The sequence below is a fragment of the Pseudomonas sp. GW822-FHT02D10 genome (assembly GCF_058802345.1).
Genome location: NZ_JBXAOB010000010.1, coordinates 132957 through 152854 on the forward strand (window position 1 = coordinate 132957; position 19898 = coordinate 152854).

The window sequence follows — 19898 nt, forward strand, 5'->3', positions numbered from 1 at the left end:
TCCAGTGTGGGAGCGAGCTTGCTCGCGATGGCGGTAGATCAGGCGCTGAAAAATTACTTGAAGCGCCGATCCACGCCTTTTTCCACCAGAATCTTCGCCGAAATCTCTTCCACGGAAAAATGCGTGGAGTTGATGTGCGCGATGTTCTCGCGGCGAAACAGGTTCTCGACTTCACGCACTTCGAACTCGCATTGGGCGTAGCTCGAGTAGCGACTGTTGGGCTTGCGCTCGTTGCGGATCGCGGTGAGGCGGTCCGGGTCGATGGTCAGGCCGAACAGCTTGTGCTGATGGGCGCGCAATGCTGTCGGCAGTTGCAGGCGTTCCATGTCGTCTTCGGTCAGCGGGTAGTTGGCCGCGCGAATCCCGAATTGCATGGCCATGTACAGGCAGGTCGGGGTTTTGCCGCAGCGCGACACGCCGACCAGAATCAGGTCAGCCTTGTCGTAATAGTGGGTGCGGGCGCCGTCATCATTGTCGAGAGCAAAGTTCACCGCCTCGATACGCTCCATGTAATTGGAGTTGTGGCCAATGGAATGGGACTTGCCGACCGAATACGACGAGTGCTCGCTCAACTCTTGTTCGAGAGGCGCGAGGAAGGTCGAGAAAATGTCGATCATGAAACCATTGGAGGTCGCGAGGATCTCACGAATGTCCTGGTTGACGATGGTGTCGAAGATGATCGGACGAAATCCGTCCTTTTCGGCGGCCTGGTTGATTTGTTGTACCATGGCCCGCGCTTTGTCCACGTTGTCGATGTACGGCCGTATGACTTTGCTGAAGGTAATGTTTTCGAACTGCGCCAACAGACTTTGACCCAGGGTTTCGGCTGTAATGCCCGTGCCATCGGAGATAAAGAAAGCAGATCGTTTCATTTGCGCCTTGGGCCTTAAGCTGGTGACGATTCTTGGATATGATAGGCGCGGTTTGCCGGCCTGGATTGGCCTGCATTCTCACTTATTTTCCAGGTCCAGGCCATATCGCTGGCAAATGCTCCTGATGAGCCGCCAGCGCCCTGAGCTTTTCCAACACAGTTAGTGGAGAGATCACCTTGGTAGAGTACGTAGTTTCCCTCGATAAGCTCGGCGTCCACGATGTAGAGCATGTGGGGGGCAAGAACGCATCCCTGGGCGAGATGATCAGTAACCTTGCGGGCGCCGGTGTATCGGTCCCAGGTGGCTTCGCCACGACGGCTCAGGCTTATCGTGATTTTCTCGAATTAAGTGGATTGAACGACCAGATCCACGCCGCGCTCGATGCGCTGGACGTCGATGACGTGAACGCCCTGGCGAAAACCGGTGCGCAAATCCGTCAATGGATCATGGAAGCCGAGTTCCCGGAGAAGCTCAACGCCGAGATCCGCACCGCGTTCGCCACGCTGTCGGCCGGTAACCCGGACATGGCCGTGGCCGTGCGCTCTTCGGCGACCGCCGAAGACTTGCCGGACGCCTCTTTCGCCGGTCAACAGGAAACCTTCCTGAACATCCGTGGCGTCGAAAACGTCATTCGCGCGGCCAAGGAAGTGTTTGCTTCCCTGTTCAACGACCGCGCCATTTCCTACCGCGTGCACCAGGGCTTCGACCACAAGCTGGTTGCCCTGTCGGCTGGCGTGCAGCGCATGGTCCGTTCGGAAACCGGCACTGCTGGCGTAATGTTTACCCTGGACACCGAATCCGGCTTCCGTGACGTGGTGTTTATCACCGGCGCCTACGGCCTGGGCGAAACCGTCGTACAAGGCGCGGTAAACCCGGATGAGTTCTACGTCCATAAAGGCACGCTGGCGGCGGGTCGTCCGGCGATCCTGCGCCGCAATCTGGGCAGCAAAGCCATCAAGATGATCTACGGCGATGAAGCCAAGGCCGGTCGTTCGGTCAAGACTGTCGATGTCGACAAGGCTGAACGCGCGCGTTTTTGCCTGACCGATGCTGAAGTCAGCGAACTGGCCAAACAGGCGATGATCATCGAGAAGCACTACAAGTGCCCGATGGACATCGAATGGGCCAAAGACGGCGACGACGGCAAGCTGTACATCGTTCAGGCTCGTCCTGAAACCGTGAAGAGCCGCACCCAGGCCAACGTCATGGAGCGTTACCTGTTGAAAGAAACCGGCACTGTGCTGGTTGAAGGTCGCGCCATTGGCCAGCGGATCGGCGCCGGTAAAGTGCGCATCATCAAAGACGTTTCCGAGATGGACAAAGTCCAGCCGGGCGACGTTCTGGTTTCCGACATGACCGACCCGGACTGGGAACCGGTCATGAAGCGCGCCAGCGCCATCGTCACCAACCGTGGCGGCCGTACCTGCCACGCAGCGATCATTGCGCGTGAACTGGGTATCCCGGCCGTCGTCGGTTGCGGTAACGCCACCCAACTGTTGAAAGACGGCCAGGGCGTGACCGTTTCTTGCGCTGAAGGCGACACCGGTTTCATCTTCGAAGGCGAGCTGGGCTTCGACATCAAGAAAAACTCCGTCGACGCCATGCCAGAGCTGCCGTTCAAAATCATGATGAACGTCGGCAACCCGGATCGCGCCTTCGATTTCGCGCAGTTGCCGAACGCCGGTGTGGGCCTGGCCCGTCTGGAGTTCATCATCAACCGTATGATCGGTGTGCACCCCAAAGCGCTGCTGAACTACGACGGTCTGCCGTCGGAAATCAAGAGCAGCGTCGACAAGCGCATGGCCGGTTACAACGATCCGGTCGGTTTCTACGTCGAGAAACTGGTCGAGGGCATCAGCACCCTGGCCGCCGCGTTCTGGCCGAAAAAGGTCATCGTGCGTCTGTCGGACTTCAAGTCCAACGAATACGCCAACCTGATCGGCGGCAAGCTCTACGAACCGGAAGAAGAAAACCCGATGTTGGGCTTCCGTGGCGCTTCGCGTTACATCAGCGAGTCGTTCCGTGACTGCTTCGAGCTCGAATGCCGCGCGCTGAAACGCGTGCGCAACGAGATGGGCCTGACCAACGTCGAAATCATGGTGCCGTTCGTCCGTACCCTGGGCGAAGCCAGCCAGGTTGTGGAGCTGTTGGCCGAGAACGGCCTGGCGCGTGGCGAAAACGGTCTGCGCGTCATCATGATGTGCGAGCTGCCGTCCAACGCGATCCTCGCTGAAGAGTTCCTCGAGTTCTTCGACGGTTTCTCCATCGGTTCCAACGACCTGACCCAGCTGACCCTGGGCCTGGACCGTGACTCCGGGATCATCGCGCACCTGTTCGACGAGCGTAACCCGGCGGTCAAGAAGCTGCTGTCCAACGCGATTCAGGCTTGTAACAAGGCTGGCAAATACATCGGTATTTGCGGCCAGGGCCCTTCCGACCACCCGGACCTGGCCAAGTGGCTGATGGAGCAGGGTATCGAAAGCGTTTCGTTGAACCCGGATTCCGTACTGGAAACCTGGTTCTTCCTGGCTGAAGGTCAGGCTGCGGTCTGAGTCGTTGAGTGAAGGGCCGATCGATGATCGGCCCTTTAGAGTTAAAGTAGGGCGGCATCCAGATGGACCCCGCCCTTTTTTGTGCAAGAGCATTATGCAAAGCAGCAGCAACCTATTTCCTGTCGCCTTGATCAGCGCCGAGCGTCGCGGCGATCTGAGCGAGGACGTCTATCGCTTGAAACCCGGTAACAGTCCGGACGGCACCGTCGAACTGGCGGTCACCCGTCTGGGCATGGCCGATGAGCCTTCCGTGCGCGGCGTTCCGGTGATTTTGCTGCACGGCAGCTTTTCCAATCGGCGCTTCTGGTTTTCCCCCAAAGGCCTTGGCTTGGGCGCCTACCTGGCGCGCGCCGGTTTTGATGTGTGGATACCGGAAATGCGCGGTCACGGATTGTCCGCGCGCAACCAGAACTATCGAAAGAACCGCGTTGCCGACTATGCCCGTTACGATCTGCCGGCGATTGCTGCGTTCGTTCGTGAGCAAAGCGGTCAGGTTCCGCACTGGATTGGTCATTCACTGGGTGGTATCACTCTGGCGGCAGCGCTGGGTGGTCAGTACCTGGGTGAGCCAGCCGTGGCTTCTGCCGCATTTTTTGGGACGCAGGTCAGTCGCACCTATTGGCCGCTGAAAATTCCCCCGGTGGAGTGGAGCGGGCGGTTCATCTTGAAGCGTTTCGCGCAGATTTCGGGCTCTCGCCTCAAGCGTGGCCCGGAGGACGAGCCGATCGGCCTGGCCCTGGAAGGCATGCGCTGGTATGGCTTGTTCGGGCGCTTTGGCGATGCTGAGAAAGACTGGTGGGGCGGGCTGGCCGAGGTTCAGGTGCCGGTATTGGGCGTCAGCGCGACCAGCGATCATCAGGACCCTGAATGGGCGTGTCGCAAGCTGTTCGATCAGATCGGCTCCGAGCACAAACAGTTCATCTGCCTGGGGCGCGAGCAGGGCTTTTCGGACAATTTTGGGCATGTTGAAATGCTGGTCAGCAAAGCCGCACAGGCCGAAGTCTGGCCGTTGGTGCAGCGCTGGCTGACCGATCAGCAGACGCCATTATTGGCTGACAAGCCGGATTTGGCCGCAGCAGTCTGAGACGAATGCTCTGACAAGAGCGTTTCGCACCGATCAGCTAACGGCTAAGATATGACGCATTGAGCTGTTCTGGTCACAATCGGTTGCTGAGTCACCCTTATGTTCGTGCCACTTGAGCGTCTGATCAATCTGGATGAAGGTTATCGGCGGACGTTCCAGGTCGAAGGGCGTAGCCTGCTGTTGATGGTGCTGGATAATCAGCCGTTGTTGCTGATAGACAGTTGCCCGCATCAGGGTGCGCCGCTGAGCAGTGCGACATTGTCGGGAAATATCCTGCGTTGTCAGCGCCACGGCATCGAGTTTCAGTTGCCCAGCGGCGTTCCGGTACAGGCGCCGTGCCCTGGCTTGAGCATGCTGAAGGTGGCTTACGAGGGTGATCGCATCGGGATCGATGTTTAATCCTTTGCGACTACTCGTTTCAGTACTGTAACCCCGGCGATTTTCGACAGCCCACAATCGTGTTCTTTCTCTTACAGGAGTTTCTCGATGAACCATTACCTCACTCCCGACCTGTGTGATGCCTACCCGGAACTGGTGCAGGTGCTGGAACCGATGTTCAGCAATTTTGGTGGCCGTGATTCCTTCGGCGGCGAAATCGTTACCATCAAGTGCTTCGAAGACAACTCGCGGGTCAAGGAGCAGGCCGAGCTCAAAGGGAATGGCAAGGTGCTGGTGGTCGATGGCGGTGGTTCGCTGCGCCGCGCACTGCTGGGCGACATGATTGCCGAGAAAGCCGCGAAAAACGGTTGGGAAGGGCTGGTGATCTACGGCTGCATCCGTGACGTCGACGTTATTGCGCAAACCGATCTGGGCGTGCAGGCGCTGGCCAGCCATCCGATGAAAACCGACAGACGTGGCCTCGGTGATCTGAACGTTGCGGTAACCTTCGCCGGCGTGACTTTCCGTCCAGGCGAATACATCTACGCGGACAATAATGGCGTGATCATCTCGCCAAGTCCGTTGAAAATGCCAGAATAAATAACTGATTCAAGCCAGGGGTGAGGATGTTCGAGGAAGAAAACGCGCAGTGGGGGCTGGTGCATGCCCTGGTGCTGGATGGCAAAGGCGGTGCGCGTTGGCTTACCCGGACTGAACTGGATGACCTGCAACTGCAACCCCATGAAAGCCTTTGGCTGCACTGGGACCGTAGTCACCCGCAAACTCAGACCTGGTTGCGTAAATCCAGCGGTCTGAGTGAGTTCAGCTGCGATCTGTTGCTCGAAGAAAACACCCGGCCGCGCCTGTTGGCGCTGCCGGACTCCGAGCTGTTGCTGTTTTTGCGTGGAATCAACCTCAATCCGGGTGCCGAGCCTGAAGACATGGTCTCGGTGCGGATCTTCGCCTCTGCTCAGCGGGTCATTTCCCTGCGTTTGCGTCCGTTACGCGCCACCGATGAGTTGTTGGTGCAACTGGCCGAGGGCAAGGGGCCGAAAACCACCTCTGACCTGATCCTTTATATGGCTCAGTACCTCACCCACAAGGTGCAGGATCTGGTCAGCGATCTCTCCGAAATCGTCGATGACGAAGAAGAAAAGCTGGATGCCGACGAACGGTATACTCCAGAACATGGCGCCATTTTGCAGATCCGTCGGCGAGCGGCAGGACTGAAGCGTTTCCTTGCTCCGCAGCGGGATATCTTCGGTCAACTGACGCGAATAAAACTGCCATGGTTTGTCGATGATGACGGCGACTACTGGAACGAATTGAACAACAGCCTGACGCGTTATCTGGAAGAACTGGAATTGACCCGGGAGCGCGTGGGGCTGGTGCTGGAGACCGAAGACCGGCGTTTGAGCGTGCACATGAATCGCATCATGTACCGTTTCGGGATCATTACCGGGATCTTTTTGCCGATGAGTTTTCTAACCGGTTTGCTCGGTATAAACGTCGGTGGAATTCCTTTTTCCGGGAACCCTTATGGCTTCGTGATTGCCTGCCTGATGATGGTGACAGTCGGGGTGGGGCAGTGGTGGTTGTTCCGGCGTTTGCGCTGGGTATGAGGGAGAGCCATGTGACCCAGAGAATTTTGATCGCGTCTTTCACAGATATCACGAGAGGTGCGTATGCACGATCCGTTTGAACAGTCCTTGCGTGACATGCTCAAGGCATCACCGTCCACCCGTGACGATGATGCCTGTCTGGGGCGTGTACTGAAAACTGCCAACCGCCAGGTCGGCGCCGGTGATCTGTTCAGCCTGCTGGGCCGCTGGCTGCCCGCGCTGATGATTGCCCTCAATAACGGATCGGCCCATGTCTCGCCGGTTTCCCGTCGTAAACCTACTGCTCGCACTGCTGATAAGGCTGATTGAATATGGAACTTGATCTCTGGACTCAGAGCCTCGTCACGGCAATGACAGCGTTGTGGACCAAGGTAGCGAACTTCATTCCGAACCTGTTCGGCGCACTGGTAGTGCTTTTGCTGGGTTTTGTCGTGGCCAAGCTGCTCGACACCCTGCTCTCCAAATTACTCGCAAAACTGGGCCTGGATCGCTTGATGGGCGGTACCGGTTTGACCAAGCTGCTGGCTCGCGCAGGCCTGCAGGTGCCGATTTCGACCCTGATCGGCAAGATCGTTTATTGGTTCGTTTTGCTGATTTTTCTGGTTTCTGCTGCAGAATCCCTTGGCTTGGAGCGAGTTTCGGCTACGCTCGATATGTTGGCGTTGTATGTGCCGAAAGTATTTGGTGCCGCGCTGGTGTTGCTGGTGGGCGTGCTGCTCGCGCAATTGGCCAATGGGCTGGTGCGCGGCGCCGCAGAAGGGGTAGGACTGGATTACGCATCGGGCCTGGGGCGTATCGCTCAAGGCCTGGTGATCATCATCAGTATTTCGGTCGCGATCAGTCAGCTTGAGGTCAAAACCGACCTGCTGAACCATGTGATCGTGATTGTTTTGATTACCGTTGGTCTGGCAGTTGCCCTGGCCATGGGGTTGGGAAGCCGGGAAATTGCCGGCCAGATTCTTGCTGGAATCTATGTGCGTGAGTTGTACCAGGTTGGGCAACAAGTGCGTGTTGGTGAGGTCGAAGGCCAGATCGAAGAGATCGGCACGGTTAAAACTACATTGCTGACCGATGAGGGTGAGCTAGTCTCACTTTCCAATCGGATCCTCCTGGAACAGCATGTTAGTAGCCGCTAACCCGGCAAACCCTGCTAATGTATGCCGCCGCAAAATGCCCGATACGATGGGTTGCGGCGGACATTGACCTGACTGTCGGCCCGACTTGTTTTGAATAAAGCCCAATCGCTATCCATGCGCTACGACCCCCGCGAGCTCTCTGATGAGGAGTTGGTCGCGCGCTCGCACACGGAGCTGTTTCACGTGACGCGCGCCTACGAAGAGCTGATGCGGCGTTATCAGAGAACATTATTTAACGTTTGTGCACGGTATCTTGGGAACGATCGTGACGCAGATGATGTCTGTCAGGAAGTGATGTTGAAGGTGTTGTACGGTTTGAAGAACTTCGAGGGAAAATCGAAGTTCAAAACGTGGCTCTACAGCATCACGTACAACGAGTGCATCACGCAGTATCGGAAGGAACGGCGTAAGCGTCGCTTGATGGACGCTTTGAGTCTGGACCCCCTTGAGGAAGCGTCTGAAGAGAAGGCGCCGACACCTGAGGAAAAGGGTGGACTTGATCGCTGGTTGGTGTATGTGAACCCGATTGACCGAGAAATTCTGGTGCTACGATTTGTCGCAGAGCTGGAGTTTCAGGAAATCGCGGACATCATGCACATGGGCTTGAGTGCAACGAAAATGCGGTACAAACGCGCTCTTGACAAATTGCGTGAGAAATTTGCAGGCATTGCTGAAACTTAGTTCAGCGCAAATATCTCTTACGTGTAGGCAAGTTCTGATAGACTTGCCGCCGAGTTGTCCCCCGGTTTGCGGGACTGCTTTACAATCACCAGATGGGGATTTAACGGATGAAACTGAAAAACACCTTGGGCTTTGCCATTGGTTCTCTTATTGCCGCTACTTCGTTCGGCGCTCTGGCACAAGGCCAAGGCGCGGTCGAAGGTGAGCTGTTCTACGGCAAGACGTTCAACCACAGTATTGACTCTTACGAGAACGGCCGCACTGGTCCTGGCTACTCGATCGGTTACTTCTTGACCGACGACGTTTCTGTGAATGCCACCTACCGTTCGGACGACTACACTCGTTCTGACACCGACACTGGCAACCAGAAAATCCGTGGCGATCACTTCGGTCTGAAGTCCCAGTACCACTTCGGTACTGTTGGCGATGCCATCCGTCCTTACGTTGAAGGCGGTGTTCAACACGGCAGCATGACCAACGTCGCTGCTGACGGCCACACTGGTCGTGATAAGTCCACCTATCTGACCACTGGTGCTGGCGCCAAGTGGTACATGACCGACAACTTGTACGCTCGTGCCGGCGTTGAAGCCGACTACAAGCTGGACAGCGGTCGTTGGGACTACCAGGCCCTGATTGGCTTGGGCGTTAACTTCGGCGGCACTGGCGGCAAAGTTGCTCCAGCTCCAGTAGCTCCAGTAGCTGCGGCTCCAGAGCCAGAGCCAGAAGCTCCAGTTGCTGAAACTGTTAAAGTTCAGCTGGACGTGAAGTTCGACTTCAACAAGGCTGTTGTTAAGCCAAACAGCTACGGCGACGTGAAGAACCTGGCTGACTTCATGAAGCAGTACCCGAACACCACCACCACCGTTGCAGGTCACACCGACAACGTCGGTCCTGACGCCTACAACCAGAAACTGTCCGCGCGTCGTGCCGACGCTGTGAAACAAGTCCTGGTCAAGGATGGTGTTGCAGCTAACCGCGTTCACTCGGTTGGTTATGGCAAGTCCCGCCCAATTGCTGACAACGCAACTGAAGCTGGCCGCGCTATGAACCGTCGCGTAGAAGCAGAAGTTGAAGCTACCGCTAAGTAATTAGCGTGTAGTTCGGAAAAGCCCGGCTTAGGCCGGGCTTTTCTTTGTCTGCGATTTGGTTTTTTGAAAGGATCGCAGCCTGCGGCAGCTATGCTAGATGGGCGTTCCAGCGCTCCTCTGTAGCTGTCGAAGGGCTCGGGCCGCGTTCGGACGATCTTTTAGCATTGTCATGGGCTGCCACCGCGCCGATCACCAGGATTGCCGGGCTTTTCAACTGGAAGCTGCGGGCGTCTTCCTGCATTGCTGTCAGGTTGCTCCGGCATTCGCGCTGGTGTGGCAATGAAGCGTTTTCAATCATCGCCACCGGCGTATCAGCAGCCATCCCACCGGCCAGCAATTGCTCGCCAATTGAGCTCAATTTCGCCACGCCCATGTAAATCACCAGCGTCGTACCGCTTTGGGCCAAGGCTCGCCAGTTAAGCTCGCTGTCGTCCTGAGTGTGCGCGGTGACCAGGGTTACGCCGCGGGCGACGCCGCGCAGGGTCAGGGAAATATCGCATTGTGTTGCGCCGGCCAGGCCTGCGGTGATGCCATTGACCAGCTCGACCTCAACCTCACGCTCGCGCAGCCACTGTGCTTCTTCACCGCCGCGTCCGAAAATGCACGGATCGCCACCCTTGAGCCGCACCACGCATTTGCCTTGGCGGGCATAGCGCAGCATCAAGCGATGAATGAACGCCTGCGGAGTAGAACGACAGCCACCGCGTTTGCCGACCGCAATGATTCGCGCCTGCGGGCAATGCACCAGCACTGCTTCGTTGACCAGATCATCGATCAGCACCACATCGGCTTCGTTCAGCGCCCGAACGGCTTTGAGGGTCAGCAATTCAGGGTCGCCGGGACCTGCACCTACCAACCAGACTTTTGCGCTCATGTTCTATTCCTCACGACGTGATTGCGATCGGCTGCACGCTGGCCGCCAACAGACGCTTGATTTCCGGGACGCAGGAGCCGCATTGCGTGCCGCAACCGAGTTGTTGTTTCAGGCCCTGCAAGTCCAGCCCGCTGCGAATGCCGGTACACACCGCGTCTTCACTGACGTTCATGCAGTTGCACAGGGTCTTGCGGGGGCTGACAGCGGCGCCTGCACCGCCGGGTGGCGTGCTCAACGGCGCCAGAAGCCAGCGCCGCAGTTGTTCGTCGGCACGGCCTTCCAGCCACAGGTTTTGCAGCCAGTGTTGTGCAAGGGTTTCACCGGCCAGGCGAATGGCGGTAATCCGGCCGTGTTCGATGCGCACTCGTTTGCCAATGGCGCGCCGTGGATCGTCATAGGCCAAGACCGGGCCATCGTTGAGTCCCAGTTGTTGATCGATGTCATGCAGCAATTGCGGATCGGGCGCCTGGGCGCTGGCAGCGCGTATCAGCAGCGCCGGGCGTTCACGGCCGGCCAGGCTGAGGCTGACGTAGGCAAAGTCCTCGCAGAGCGGTCGTAAGGTCTCGAAATGCAGCTGAACATCGCCCTCAACCAATGCGAACAAATGCCATGGCAGCTTTGCCGGTTCGATACGCACGCCGCTGTGTTTGAGTTCGGGTTGTTTCGACAGCGGATCGAACGCCGGCTGCGTGAGCACATTGATGCCGCCCTTGAGGAAACGGTCCCCCCAATGCATCGGCAGAAACGCCTGGCCTGGACGCACGCTGTCATCACTACCGACCGCGACGATCAGGCTGCCTCGACGGCTTTTGAGGCTGACCAGGTCACCGTTTTGCAGCCGATACCGACGCAGTTCATCAGGATGCAGGCTCAACAAGGCTTCGCTGACGTGGCCGAACAGCTGCGCGGCGGTGCCAGTGCGGCTCATGCCATGCCATTGATCGCGCAGGCGTCCGGTGATCAGGGTCAGCGGAAAGCGTGCATCACGTTGCTCCTTGGCGGCGCGATAAGGGTCGGCGACAAACTGTGCACGGCCACTCTCAGTGGGGAAAATCCAGTCCAGATAAAGCCGTGGCGTTCCGCTCAAGGCGCCTTCCGGGAACGGCCATTGCTGTGGGCCGAGGCGGTCGAGCAGCGCATGGCTGATCCCGCAGAGGTCCAGGTCCCGTCCGCGTGTCAGCTGTTTGTATTCATCAAAGACCTGCGCCGGTTGTTCGAAGGCAAACAGGCTGGGTTTCCCCGGACGCAGGCGCCGTTCCAGGCGCTGTGCGAAATCCACAGTGATCGCCCAGTCCGGGCGTGCTTCACCCGGTGCGCTGATGGCGCGGCGAACGTGGGAAATCCGCCGTTCAGAGTTAGTCACTGTGCCTTCCTTCTCACCCCAACTGGCGGCGGGCAACAGCAGGTCGGCGAAGGGGGCGGTTTCGGTAGTGCGAAAGGCTTCTTGCAACACCACGAATGGGCAAGCCTGCAACGCCGAGCGCACGGTTTGCTGATCCGGCAGCGACTGCGCCGGGTTGGTGCAGGCGATCCACAGGGCTTTGATTTTGCCGCTCTGGACCTGTTCGAACAGCTCAATGGCGGTCAGCCCGGTGGTGTCGGGCAGTTTTTCGACACCCCAGTAAGCTGCCACGTCGGCGCGATGCTCGGCATTGGCGGCTTCGCGATGTCCTGGCAGCAAGTTCGACAAACTGCCGGTTTCGCGTCCGCCCATGGCATTTGGCTGACCGGTGAGCGAGAAGGGGCCGGCACCTGGGCGGCCGATTTGCCCGGTGGCCAGGTGCAGGTTGATCAGCGCACTGTTTTTTGCACTGCCGGCGGTGGACTGGTTGAGGCCCATGCACCACAGCGACAGAAAACTCGCTGAAGTGCCGACCCACTCTGCGCATTGCTGTAATTGCTCAACGCTGATTCCGCAGAGTTGCGCGACCATTTGCGGGGTGTAATCGCGCACCAGGTTTTTCAGCTCGGCCAAGCCTTCGGTGTGCGCCTTGATGAACTCACGGTCGACCCAGTCTTCCCACAGCAACAGATGCAATATCCCATGGAACAGTGCGACATCGGTGCCGGGCAGTATGGCCAGATGCAGGTCGGCCAAGTCACAGGTGTCTGTGCGCCGAGGGTCGATGACGATGACTTTCATCTGTGGCCGGCGGGTTTTGGCTTCTTCCAGGCGACGAAACAGCACGGGATGGGCGTAGGCCATGTTGCTGCCGACGATCATCACGCAATCACTCAACTCAAGGTCTTCATAGCTGCACGGCGGAGCGTCGGCACCCAGGCTACGCTTGTAGCCGACCACCGCTGACGACATGCAAAGTCGTGAATTGCTGTCGATGTTGTTGGTGCCCACCAGTGCCCGGGCCAGTTTGTTGAAGGCGTAGTAGTCCTCGGTCAGCAATTGCCCCGAGATATAGAACGCCACGCTGTCCGGGCCGTGCTCGGCGATGGTGTCGGCGAAAACGCTGGCGGCGTGATCGAGGGCGGTGTCCCAATCGGTACGGCTGCGGGCCATACCTTTGCCGAATCGCAGTTCCGGGTATAGCGCCCGCGCCGCGAGGTCGCCGGTGAGGTGCAGGGTCGAGCCTTTGCTGCACAGTTTGCCGAAGTTGGCCGGGTGCGTCGGGTCGCCGCTGACGCCGAGGATCTGCTCGCCGTCATGCTCGATCAGTACGCCGCAGCCCACCCCGCAGTAACAGCAGGTCGAGGCGGTCGTCTGGCGGCTCATCAGCCTGCTTCCCGCAGAGCGAGCATGACCCGGCCGTTCTCCACCCGTGCCGGATGGTGATGGGCGCAACCGACATCAGGCGCCAGGGCCTGACCGGACTCCAGGTCGATCTGCCAATTGTGCAACGGGCAGGCGACGCGTTTGCCGTAGATCAGTCCCTGGGACAGCGGTCCGCCCTTGTGGGGGCAGCGGTCGTCGAGGGCGAAAACCTCATCGTCGCTGGTGCGAAAAATCGCGATGTCACCTTTTGGCCCGCTGACGATGCGCGAGCCCAAGGCGTTGATTTCTTCCAGTGCGCAGATATCCAGCCAGTTCATGCCGACACCTCCAGGTTTTTCACGGGGATGACATCGAACTCCTTCTTCAGCAGCGGCTGCTCAAGGCGTTCTTTCCACGGGTCCTGCTCGAACGACAGGGAGAATTGCAGGCGATCGTTGAGCGCTTTGCGGCGCTCCGGGTCTTCCAGCACGGCTTTCTTGATGTGCTCCATGCCAACCCGCTGCAGGTAGTGCACGGTCCGTTCGAGGTAGAAGGCCTCTTCGCGGTACAGCTGCAGGAAGGCGCCGTTGTACTCGCGCACTTCTTCGGCAGTTTTCAGTTTGACGAAGAACTCCGCGACTTCGGTTTTGATCCCGCCGTTGCCGCCGATGTACATCTCCCAGCCAGAGTCGACGCCGATGATTCCTACGTCCTTGATCCCGGCTTCCGAGCAATTGCGCGGGCAGCCAGAGACCGCCAGCTTGACCTTGTGCGGCGACCACATGTTGAACAGGTCATGTTCCAGTTCGATGCCCAGTTGCGTGGAGTTTTGCGTACCGAAGCGGCAGAACTCGCTACCGACGCAGGTTTTGACCGTGCGGATCGATTTGCCGTAGGCATGCCCGGAAGGCATGTCAAGGTCCTTCCAGACGCCGGGCAGATCCTGCTTCTTGATTCCCAGCAAGTCGATGCGCTGGCCGCCCGTGACCTTAACCATGGGCACGTTGTACTTGTCGGCCACGTCGGCAATGCGCCGCAGCTCCGAAGGATTGGTCACGCCGCCCCACATCCGTGGGACTACTGAGTACGTGCCGTCTTTCTGAATGTTGGCGTGGGCCCGTTCGTTGATCAGCCGCGATTGCGGATCGTCCTTGGCCTCGCCTGGCCAGGTTGAAATCAGGTAGTAGTTGAGCGCCGGACGGCAGGTGGCGCAGCCATTCGGGGTGCGCCAGTTCAGGTAGCTCATGGTCCCGGCGATGGTCAACAGATGCTCTTCGCGGATCGCCTGGCGGATCTGCCCGTGGTTGAGGTCGCTGCAACCGCAGATGGCTTTTTCGCTCTTCGGTTTGACGTCCGCCGCACCGCCGACGGTGTTGATCAGGATCTGCTCCACCAGTCCGGCGCAGGAGCCGCAGGAGCTGGCCGCTTTGGTGTGTTTCTTGACCTCGTCGACGCTGAACAGCCCGTGTTCCTGAATCGCCTTGACGATGGTGCCTTTGCAGACGCCGTTGCAACCGCAGACTTCGGCGTTGTCGGCCATGCTCATGGCTTTGTCCTGGCCTTGGTGGCCGACATCGCCCAGAGCGTTTTCGCCGAACATCAGGTGATCGCGGATCTCGCCGATGGCGTGGTTCTCACGAATCTGCCGGAAGTACCAGCCGCCATCCGCTGTGTCGCCGTACAGACAGGCGCCGACCAGCACGTCATCCTTGATCACCAGTTTTTTGTAGACCCCGCCGATGGGGTCGGAGAGGGTGATGGTCTCGGTGCCTTCGCCGCCCATGAAGTCGCCAGCGGAGAACAGGTCGATGCCGGTGACTTTCAATTTGGTCGAGGTCACCGAGCCCGAATAGCGGGCAAACCCCAGTTGTGCCAGGTGGTTGGCGCAGACCTTGGCCTGCTCGAACAGCGGTGCCACCAGGCCGTAGGCGATGCCACGGTGGCTGGCGCATTCGCCGATGGCATAGATGCGTGGGTCATAGGTTTGCAGGGTGTCGTTGACCAGAATCCCGCGGTTGCACGGGATGCCGGATTTTTCCGCGAGTTCGGTGTTGGGGCGAATGCCGGCGGCCATCACCACCAGGTCAGCGGGGATAATGTCGCCGTTCTTGAATTGCACCGAACCGACCCGGCCATTGCCGGCGTCGTGCAGGGCCTGGGTCTGTTCGCTCAGGCGAAAGTGCAGGCCACGACCTTCCAGGGCGGTTTGCAGCAATTGTCCGCTGGTTTTGTCCAGTTGCCGTTCCAGCAACCACTCGCCGAGGTGCACCACGGTCACGTGCATGCCGCGCAGCATCAGGCCATTGGCGGCTTCAAGACCCAGCAGGCCGCCGCCGATGACCACCGCATGTTTGTGGGTTTTGGCGGTGTCGATCATGGCCTGGGTGTCGGCGATGTCGCGGTAACCGATGACGCCCTGCAAGGTATTGCCAGGAATCGGCAGGATGAACGGCGTCGAACCGGTGGCAATCAGCAGGCGGTCGTATTCGGCTTCGCTGCCGTCTTCGGCGATGACCCGGCGTTTGACCCGGTCGATCTCCACCACTTTGCGGTTGAGCAGCAGTTTGATGTTGTTGTCCAGGTACCAATCAAGATCGTTGAGCACGATTTCGTCGAAGGTCTGCTCGCCCGCCAGCACCGGCGAAAGCAGGATGCGGTTGTAGTTGGTGTGGGGTTCGGCACCGAAGACCGTGATGTCATACAGTTCATTGCTCAGCTTGAGCAGTTCTTCCAGGGTGCGAACCCCGGCCATGCCGTTGCCGATCATCACCAGCTTTAGTTTTTTCATCAGGTTCTCCGGGGAGCTCAGGCCTGTCTCATCAGAGCGATCAGGCTGGCTCGACATATTTTGCGCAAACAAAAAAAGGCGTCCCGCTAGTTACCTAGCGAGGACGCCTTTGTCCTGGTCCCGTTCTCTCGGGAAGCACACCCTTCGTCGTTGAAGGTTGGGCTTTATGTATGGTGAAACAGGTAATGCAGTGGTCGTGCCAAGTGGCGCAAGGGCCGTATTTACGGACGTTCCCTATGAGTAACGGGCTTTTTAGTGCACCGGATAAAGGCGCAATGCACGGTTTTGAAGCAGAAAATCAAAAGATCAGCCATGAAATGCCAGATACAACAGCACCAGATTGATCAGTAACGACACCAGCGCCAAGGTCCGCCAGACCTTCAAGGGTTCACGTTCCAACAGCGGCCTGCGGCGCACACTCAAACTGCGTCGTTCGCCTTGCTCCAGCAGCAGCAACCATTCCTCCGCCGTCTCATAACGTTGCGCCGGGTCGGCGCAGACTGCGCGTTCCAGGCTTTGCCCGAGCCAGTCCGGCAAATCCGGCCGATAGCGGTTGGCGTTGACTGGCGAACCAAAGCGCGGTCGTTGAAAGGCTTCGATTTCCCCATAGGGATAATGTCCGGTGGCCAGGTAATACAGCGTCACGCCGACCGCATACAGATCCTGTTGCGGCGTCGGCGGAGTCCCGTTGAACGCTTCCGGGGCGATGTAGCTTGGGGTGCCCGGCAGCGCGTTCGATTGGTCTTCGGATAAGCCAGTGCAGTACGCCAGACCGAAATCCAGCAGCCGTAACTCACCGTCCTCAGCCAGCAGCAGGTTTTCCGGTTTGATGTCGCGATGGAAGATCTGCCGCCGATGCAGCATGCCGACTGCTCGCAGCAGACGCTCGGCCAGTTGTTGCCATTGGGGCAACGGCAACGGACCGTTCTGCGCGAACAGTTCGGCCAGGGTCATTCCGGGATACTCGCGCATCACGTAATACAGGTGCTGACGTTGCGTCGCCGGGTGAATTTCCGGAAAGCTGCGACCGGCAACACGCTTGAGAAACCACTCTTCAGAGAGCAGTGCCTGTGCGGCCGTTGTGTCGTTGTTCAGTTGCAAGGGGAGGGTCTTCAGCAGCCAGGGCTGTTGCTGGCCATCGCGAACGCGATAGATCAGCGACTGTTGACTCTGCCCAAGCAGTCTCTCGACATGCCAGCCCTCGAAGGCTTGGCCGGGTTTGAGCAGCGGCGGCAATGGCCATTGCTGCAGTTGGATCAGCGTATCACCGATGCTCGTTTCGCCAAGGGTGTCGACCCGCACCAACAGTGCGCTGGCGTTGTCCTGACTGCCCGCCAGGTGGGCCGCGTTGACCAGGGTTTGCGCAGCGCTGTCGAGGTCGGGCTGGTCGCGAAGAATGGCCGCGATTGCGGTGTCGCCCAGCGTCGCCCAAACACCATCGCTCAGCAGGACGAAACTCTCGCCGGTGCGCAGTTCGCCGTCGAGAAAATCCAGCACCAGATGCTGATCCAGTCCCAGTGCGCGCTTGAGCACATGCTGCATGCCCGGTTGTTCCCAGACGTGGTCCTCGCTGATGCGCTGCAATTGGTTGGCGTGCCAGCGATACACCCGACAATCGCCGACATGCGCCAAGGTGAAGCGTCGACCGCGCAGCACCAGCGCGCTAACGGTGGTGAGCAATGGCTGGCCACCGCCATTGGCCTGCAACCAGCGATTCTGCGCCAGCAGCAGGCGGTCCAGCGCTTGCGCCACCGCCCAGGTCTGCGGCGTGGCGTAGTAATCGAGGGCCAGAGCCTGCAAGGTCGCGCGGGCTGCGAGTCCGCCATCGGCGCATTGGCTGACGCCGTCGGCGATGGCGAACAGAAACCCCTTGCTCGCCGCCAGTTCAGCGGCGGGCGTGACCAGGCGCAGGGCGTCCTGATTCTCGTCTCGTGGGCCGATGGCGCTGGCCTCGGCGAAGCTCAATTGCAGGCTCATCGATGCATCATACCCGCGCTGCGGTCACGGCGGCCGAACCCCAAGTGGTTCTCCAGCGACGTTTGACCCCGTGCAAGCCAAACCAGGCCAGGACACCGAGGCAGGCGAACAACCACAAGGCCAGCTGATAGCTGCCGGTGCTCTGTTTGATCGCCCCCATGCCCGCCGCAAGGGCGAAACCGCCGATGCCGCCCGCCATGCCGATCAACCCGGTCATCACGCCGATTTCGCGCCGAAAGCGCTGCGGCACCAACTGGAACACCGCACCATTACCCGCGCCAAGACCGAGCATGGTGCAGACGAACAGCGCCAGCGCAGCGTAGGAACTGGGCAGGTTGAACCCCACGACAGCCATGCAGATCGCGGCCAGCGTGTACATCACCAGCAAGGTGCGAATACCACCGAAACGATCCGCCAGTGCACCACCGAGTGGCCGCATCAAACTGCCACCAAACACGCAGGCGGCGGTGTAGTAGCCGGCGGTGACCGGGCTCAGGCCGTATTGGTCGTTGAAGTAGCCGGGCAGGGCGCTGGCCAGGCCGATGAAGCCGCCGAAGGTCACGCTGTAGAAAAACATGAACCACCAACTGTCGCGGTCACCAAGGGCCTTGAAGTAGTCACTCATGGATTTGGCTTTCGGCCGCTCAGGTGCGTTTTTCGCCAGCCAGGCGAAGATGATCAGCGTCAGGATCAGCGGAATCAGCGCGAAGCCGAAGACGTTGCTCCAGCCAAATGAGGCAGCCAATATCGGGGCGATCAGCGCAGCGAACACCGTGCCCGAGTTGCCCGCGCCGGCGATGCCCATCGCCTTGCCTTGATGCTGTGGCGGATACCACTGCGAAGCCAGGGGCAGGGCAACCGCGAACGAGGCGCCGGCCATGCCGAGGAACAGCCCCAGCAGCAATGCTTGCTCGTAGCTGTGGATGCCGAGTTTCCAGGCGCCGAACAGGGCGCAGATCACGATCACCTGACCGATCAACCCAGCGGTTTTCGGTGACAGTCGATCCGCCAGCAAGCCCATCACGAAGCGCAAGAACGCCCCGGCCAGAATCGGCGTGGCCACCACCAGTCCGCGTTGCTGGGTGGTCAGGTGTAAGTCGGCGGCGATTTGCACCGCCAACGGGCCGAGCAGGTACCAGACCATGAAGCTCAGGTCGAAATACAGAAAGGCCGAGAAGAGTGTCGGGGTATGGCCGGATTTCCAGAAGCTTGAATTCATCGCGCACCTCAGCTGTGAAGAGTCTCGAAGGGAGTCATGAGCTTTGCGGTGGGGCGCCGCGACGGCCGCACCACCGGCCCCGGGCTGTGGGGCCAAAACGAAAAAACGCCGCAACCCGCTGCGCTTGCGCGAAAGGGGTGTGCGACGTCTTTGTCGTAGGTGGGGCAACCGCCGTTGGCTACCTGTGTGGTTTACCTAGCGAGATCTGTGCCAACAGGTGAAGCCGCGTCGCGGCCATTCGCGAGCAGGCTCGCTCCCACAGTTGATTTGTGTACGACGCAATTCCCCTGTGGGAGCGAGCCTGCTCGCGATTGGCGCCCTTACAGGCGCTGAAGGCTCAGCCCAGCAACTCACTCATGGCAATGATCTGCTCGGCGACCTGGATCAGCTTCTGTTGGCGGCTCATGGCCTGACGACGCATCAGGGTGTAGGCCTGTTCTTCATTGCAGTCCTTCATTTTCATCAGCAGCCCCTTGGCCAGCTCGATGCGCTTGCGCTCGGCCAGTTGCTGATCGCGGGCCTGGAGCTGGGCGCGCAGGGCCTGGTCGCTTTCAAAACGCGCCATGGCCACATCGAGGATCGGTTGCAGGCGTGCGGCATGAATGCCTTCGACGATGTAGGCGCTGACGCCGGACTTGATCGCCTGACGCATCACGTCCGGGTCGTGCTCGTCGGTGAACATCACGATCGGCCGAGGCTGGTCGCGGCTGACCAGCACCACTTGCTCCAGCACATCACGGCTCGGTGACTCGGTATCGATCAGGATCACGTCCGGACGCACCGTTTCGACGCGCGCAGGCAAGTCGATGGTCAGGCCGGACTCGTCGATCACCTCAAAACCGGCTTCGGTCAGCGCAGCCTTGAGCCGCCCTACCTTTTTCGCGGTGTCGTTGATCAGCAGGATACGCAACATGTTTGCA

17 protein-coding genes are annotated in these 19898 nt (G+C 59.3%); 9 read left to right on the top strand and 8 right to left on the bottom strand.

Features of this window, described 5'->3' with window-relative positions:
• Positions 1-53: 53 nt before the first annotated feature.
• A complete protein-coding gene (gene ppsR, locus AC1RPZ_RS17715) occupies positions 54-872 on the bottom strand; it encodes a posphoenolpyruvate synthetase regulatory kinase/phosphorylase PpsR (protein ID WP_493138267.1) in 819 nt (272 codons plus the stop codon).
• 176 nt (positions 873-1048) lie between these two features.
• On the opposite strand from ppsR, the gene ppsA reads away from it, so the two are divergent.
• The 9 genes from ppsA to AC1RPZ_RS17760 all read left to right on the top strand — a co-directional run bounded on the left by ppsA (position 1049) and on the right by AC1RPZ_RS17760 (position 9413).
• A complete protein-coding gene (gene ppsA / locus AC1RPZ_RS17720; RefSeq protein WP_493138268.1) occupies positions 1049-3424 on the top strand; it encodes a phosphoenolpyruvate synthase in 2376 nt (791 codons plus the stop codon).
• Between the two features lie 94 nt (positions 3425-3518).
• The gene (locus AC1RPZ_RS17725; RefSeq protein ID WP_493138269.1) at positions 3519-4508 is read left to right on the top strand and encodes an alpha/beta fold hydrolase; all 990 of its coding nucleotides are present in this window, start codon (positions 3519-3521) and stop codon (positions 4506-4508) included.
• 99 nt (positions 4509-4607) lie between these two features.
• A complete protein-coding gene (locus AC1RPZ_RS17730) occupies positions 4608-4907 on the top strand; it encodes a Rieske (2Fe-2S) protein (protein ID WP_493138270.1) in 300 nt (99 codons plus the stop codon).
• A gap of 87 nt (positions 4908-4994) precedes the next feature.
• Positions 4995-5486 carry a ribonuclease E activity regulator RraA gene (gene rraA / locus AC1RPZ_RS17735; RefSeq protein ID WP_493138271.1) on the top strand — a complete coding sequence of 164 codons (492 nt, stop codon included), beginning with the start codon at positions 4995-4997 and terminating at the stop codon, positions 5484-5486.
• 26 nt (positions 5487-5512) lie between these two features.
• A complete protein-coding gene (locus AC1RPZ_RS17740) occupies positions 5513-6508 on the top strand; it encodes a zinc transporter ZntB (protein WP_493138272.1) in 996 nt (331 codons plus the stop codon).
• A 63-nt stretch (positions 6509-6571) separates the two neighbouring features.
• Positions 6572-6817, top strand: coding sequence for a CrfX protein (locus AC1RPZ_RS17745; protein WP_123425628.1), 246 nt, complete (start codon positions 6572-6574; stop codon positions 6815-6817).
• A gap of 2 nt (positions 6818-6819) precedes the next feature.
• Positions 6820-7644 carry a mechanosensitive ion channel family protein gene (locus tag AC1RPZ_RS17750; protein WP_123425629.1) on the top strand — a complete coding sequence of 275 codons (825 nt, stop codon included), beginning with the start codon at positions 6820-6822 and terminating at the stop codon, positions 7642-7644.
• Positions 7645-7734: 90 nt separating this feature from the next.
• Positions 7735-8325, top strand: a complete 591-nt coding sequence (sigX, locus tag AC1RPZ_RS17755; protein ID WP_401120263.1) for an RNA polymerase sigma factor SigX — start codon at positions 7735-7737, stop codon at positions 8323-8325.
• Between the two features lie 107 nt (positions 8326-8432).
• The gene (locus AC1RPZ_RS17760; protein ID WP_493138273.1) at positions 8433-9413 is read left to right on the top strand and encodes an OmpA family protein; all 981 of its coding nucleotides are present in this window, start codon (positions 8433-8435) and stop codon (positions 9411-9413) included.
• A gap of 88 nt (positions 9414-9501) precedes the next feature.
• On the opposite strand, the gene cobA is transcribed toward AC1RPZ_RS17760, so the two are convergent.
• The 7 genes from cobA to AC1RPZ_RS17795 form a co-directional block, all read right to left on the bottom strand.
• On the bottom strand, positions 9502-10287 hold the full coding sequence (gene cobA / locus AC1RPZ_RS17765) for a uroporphyrinogen-III C-methyltransferase (RefSeq protein WP_493138274.1): 786 nt from the start codon (positions 10285-10287) through the stop codon (positions 9502-9504).
• 10 nt (positions 10288-10297) lie between these two features.
• Positions 10298-13015 carry a nitrate reductase gene (locus tag AC1RPZ_RS17770; RefSeq protein ID WP_493138275.1) on the bottom strand — a complete coding sequence of 906 codons (2718 nt, stop codon included), beginning with the start codon at positions 13013-13015 and terminating at the stop codon, positions 10298-10300.
• Positions 13015-13332, bottom strand: coding sequence for a nitrite reductase small subunit NirD (nirD, locus tag AC1RPZ_RS17775; protein WP_054593246.1), 318 nt, complete (start codon positions 13330-13332; stop codon positions 13015-13017). Before nirD ends, AC1RPZ_RS17770 begins: the two co-directional genes overlap by 1 nt.
• Positions 13329-15782, bottom strand: coding sequence for a nitrite reductase large subunit NirB (nirB, locus tag AC1RPZ_RS17780; protein WP_493138276.1), 2454 nt, complete (start codon positions 15780-15782; stop codon positions 13329-13331). Before nirB ends, nirD begins: the two co-directional genes overlap by 4 nt.
• 306 nt (positions 15783-16088) lie before the next feature.
• Complete coding sequence (locus AC1RPZ_RS17785) at positions 16089-17759, bottom strand: bifunctional protein-serine/threonine kinase/phosphatase (protein ID WP_493138277.1); 1671 nt, start codon at positions 17757-17759, stop codon at positions 16089-16091.
• Between the two features lie 7 nt (positions 17760-17766).
• On the bottom strand, positions 17767-18978 hold the full coding sequence (locus tag AC1RPZ_RS17790) for a nitrate/nitrite transporter (RefSeq protein WP_493138278.1): 1212 nt from the start codon (positions 18976-18978) through the stop codon (positions 17767-17769).
• A 337-nt stretch (positions 18979-19315) separates the two neighbouring features.
• Positions 19316-19891 (bottom strand): ANTAR domain-containing response regulator, encoded by a 576-nt coding sequence (locus AC1RPZ_RS17795; protein ID WP_145015334.1) that lies wholly within the window; start codon positions 19889-19891, stop codon positions 19316-19318.
• Positions 19892-19898: the final 7 nt, after the last annotated feature.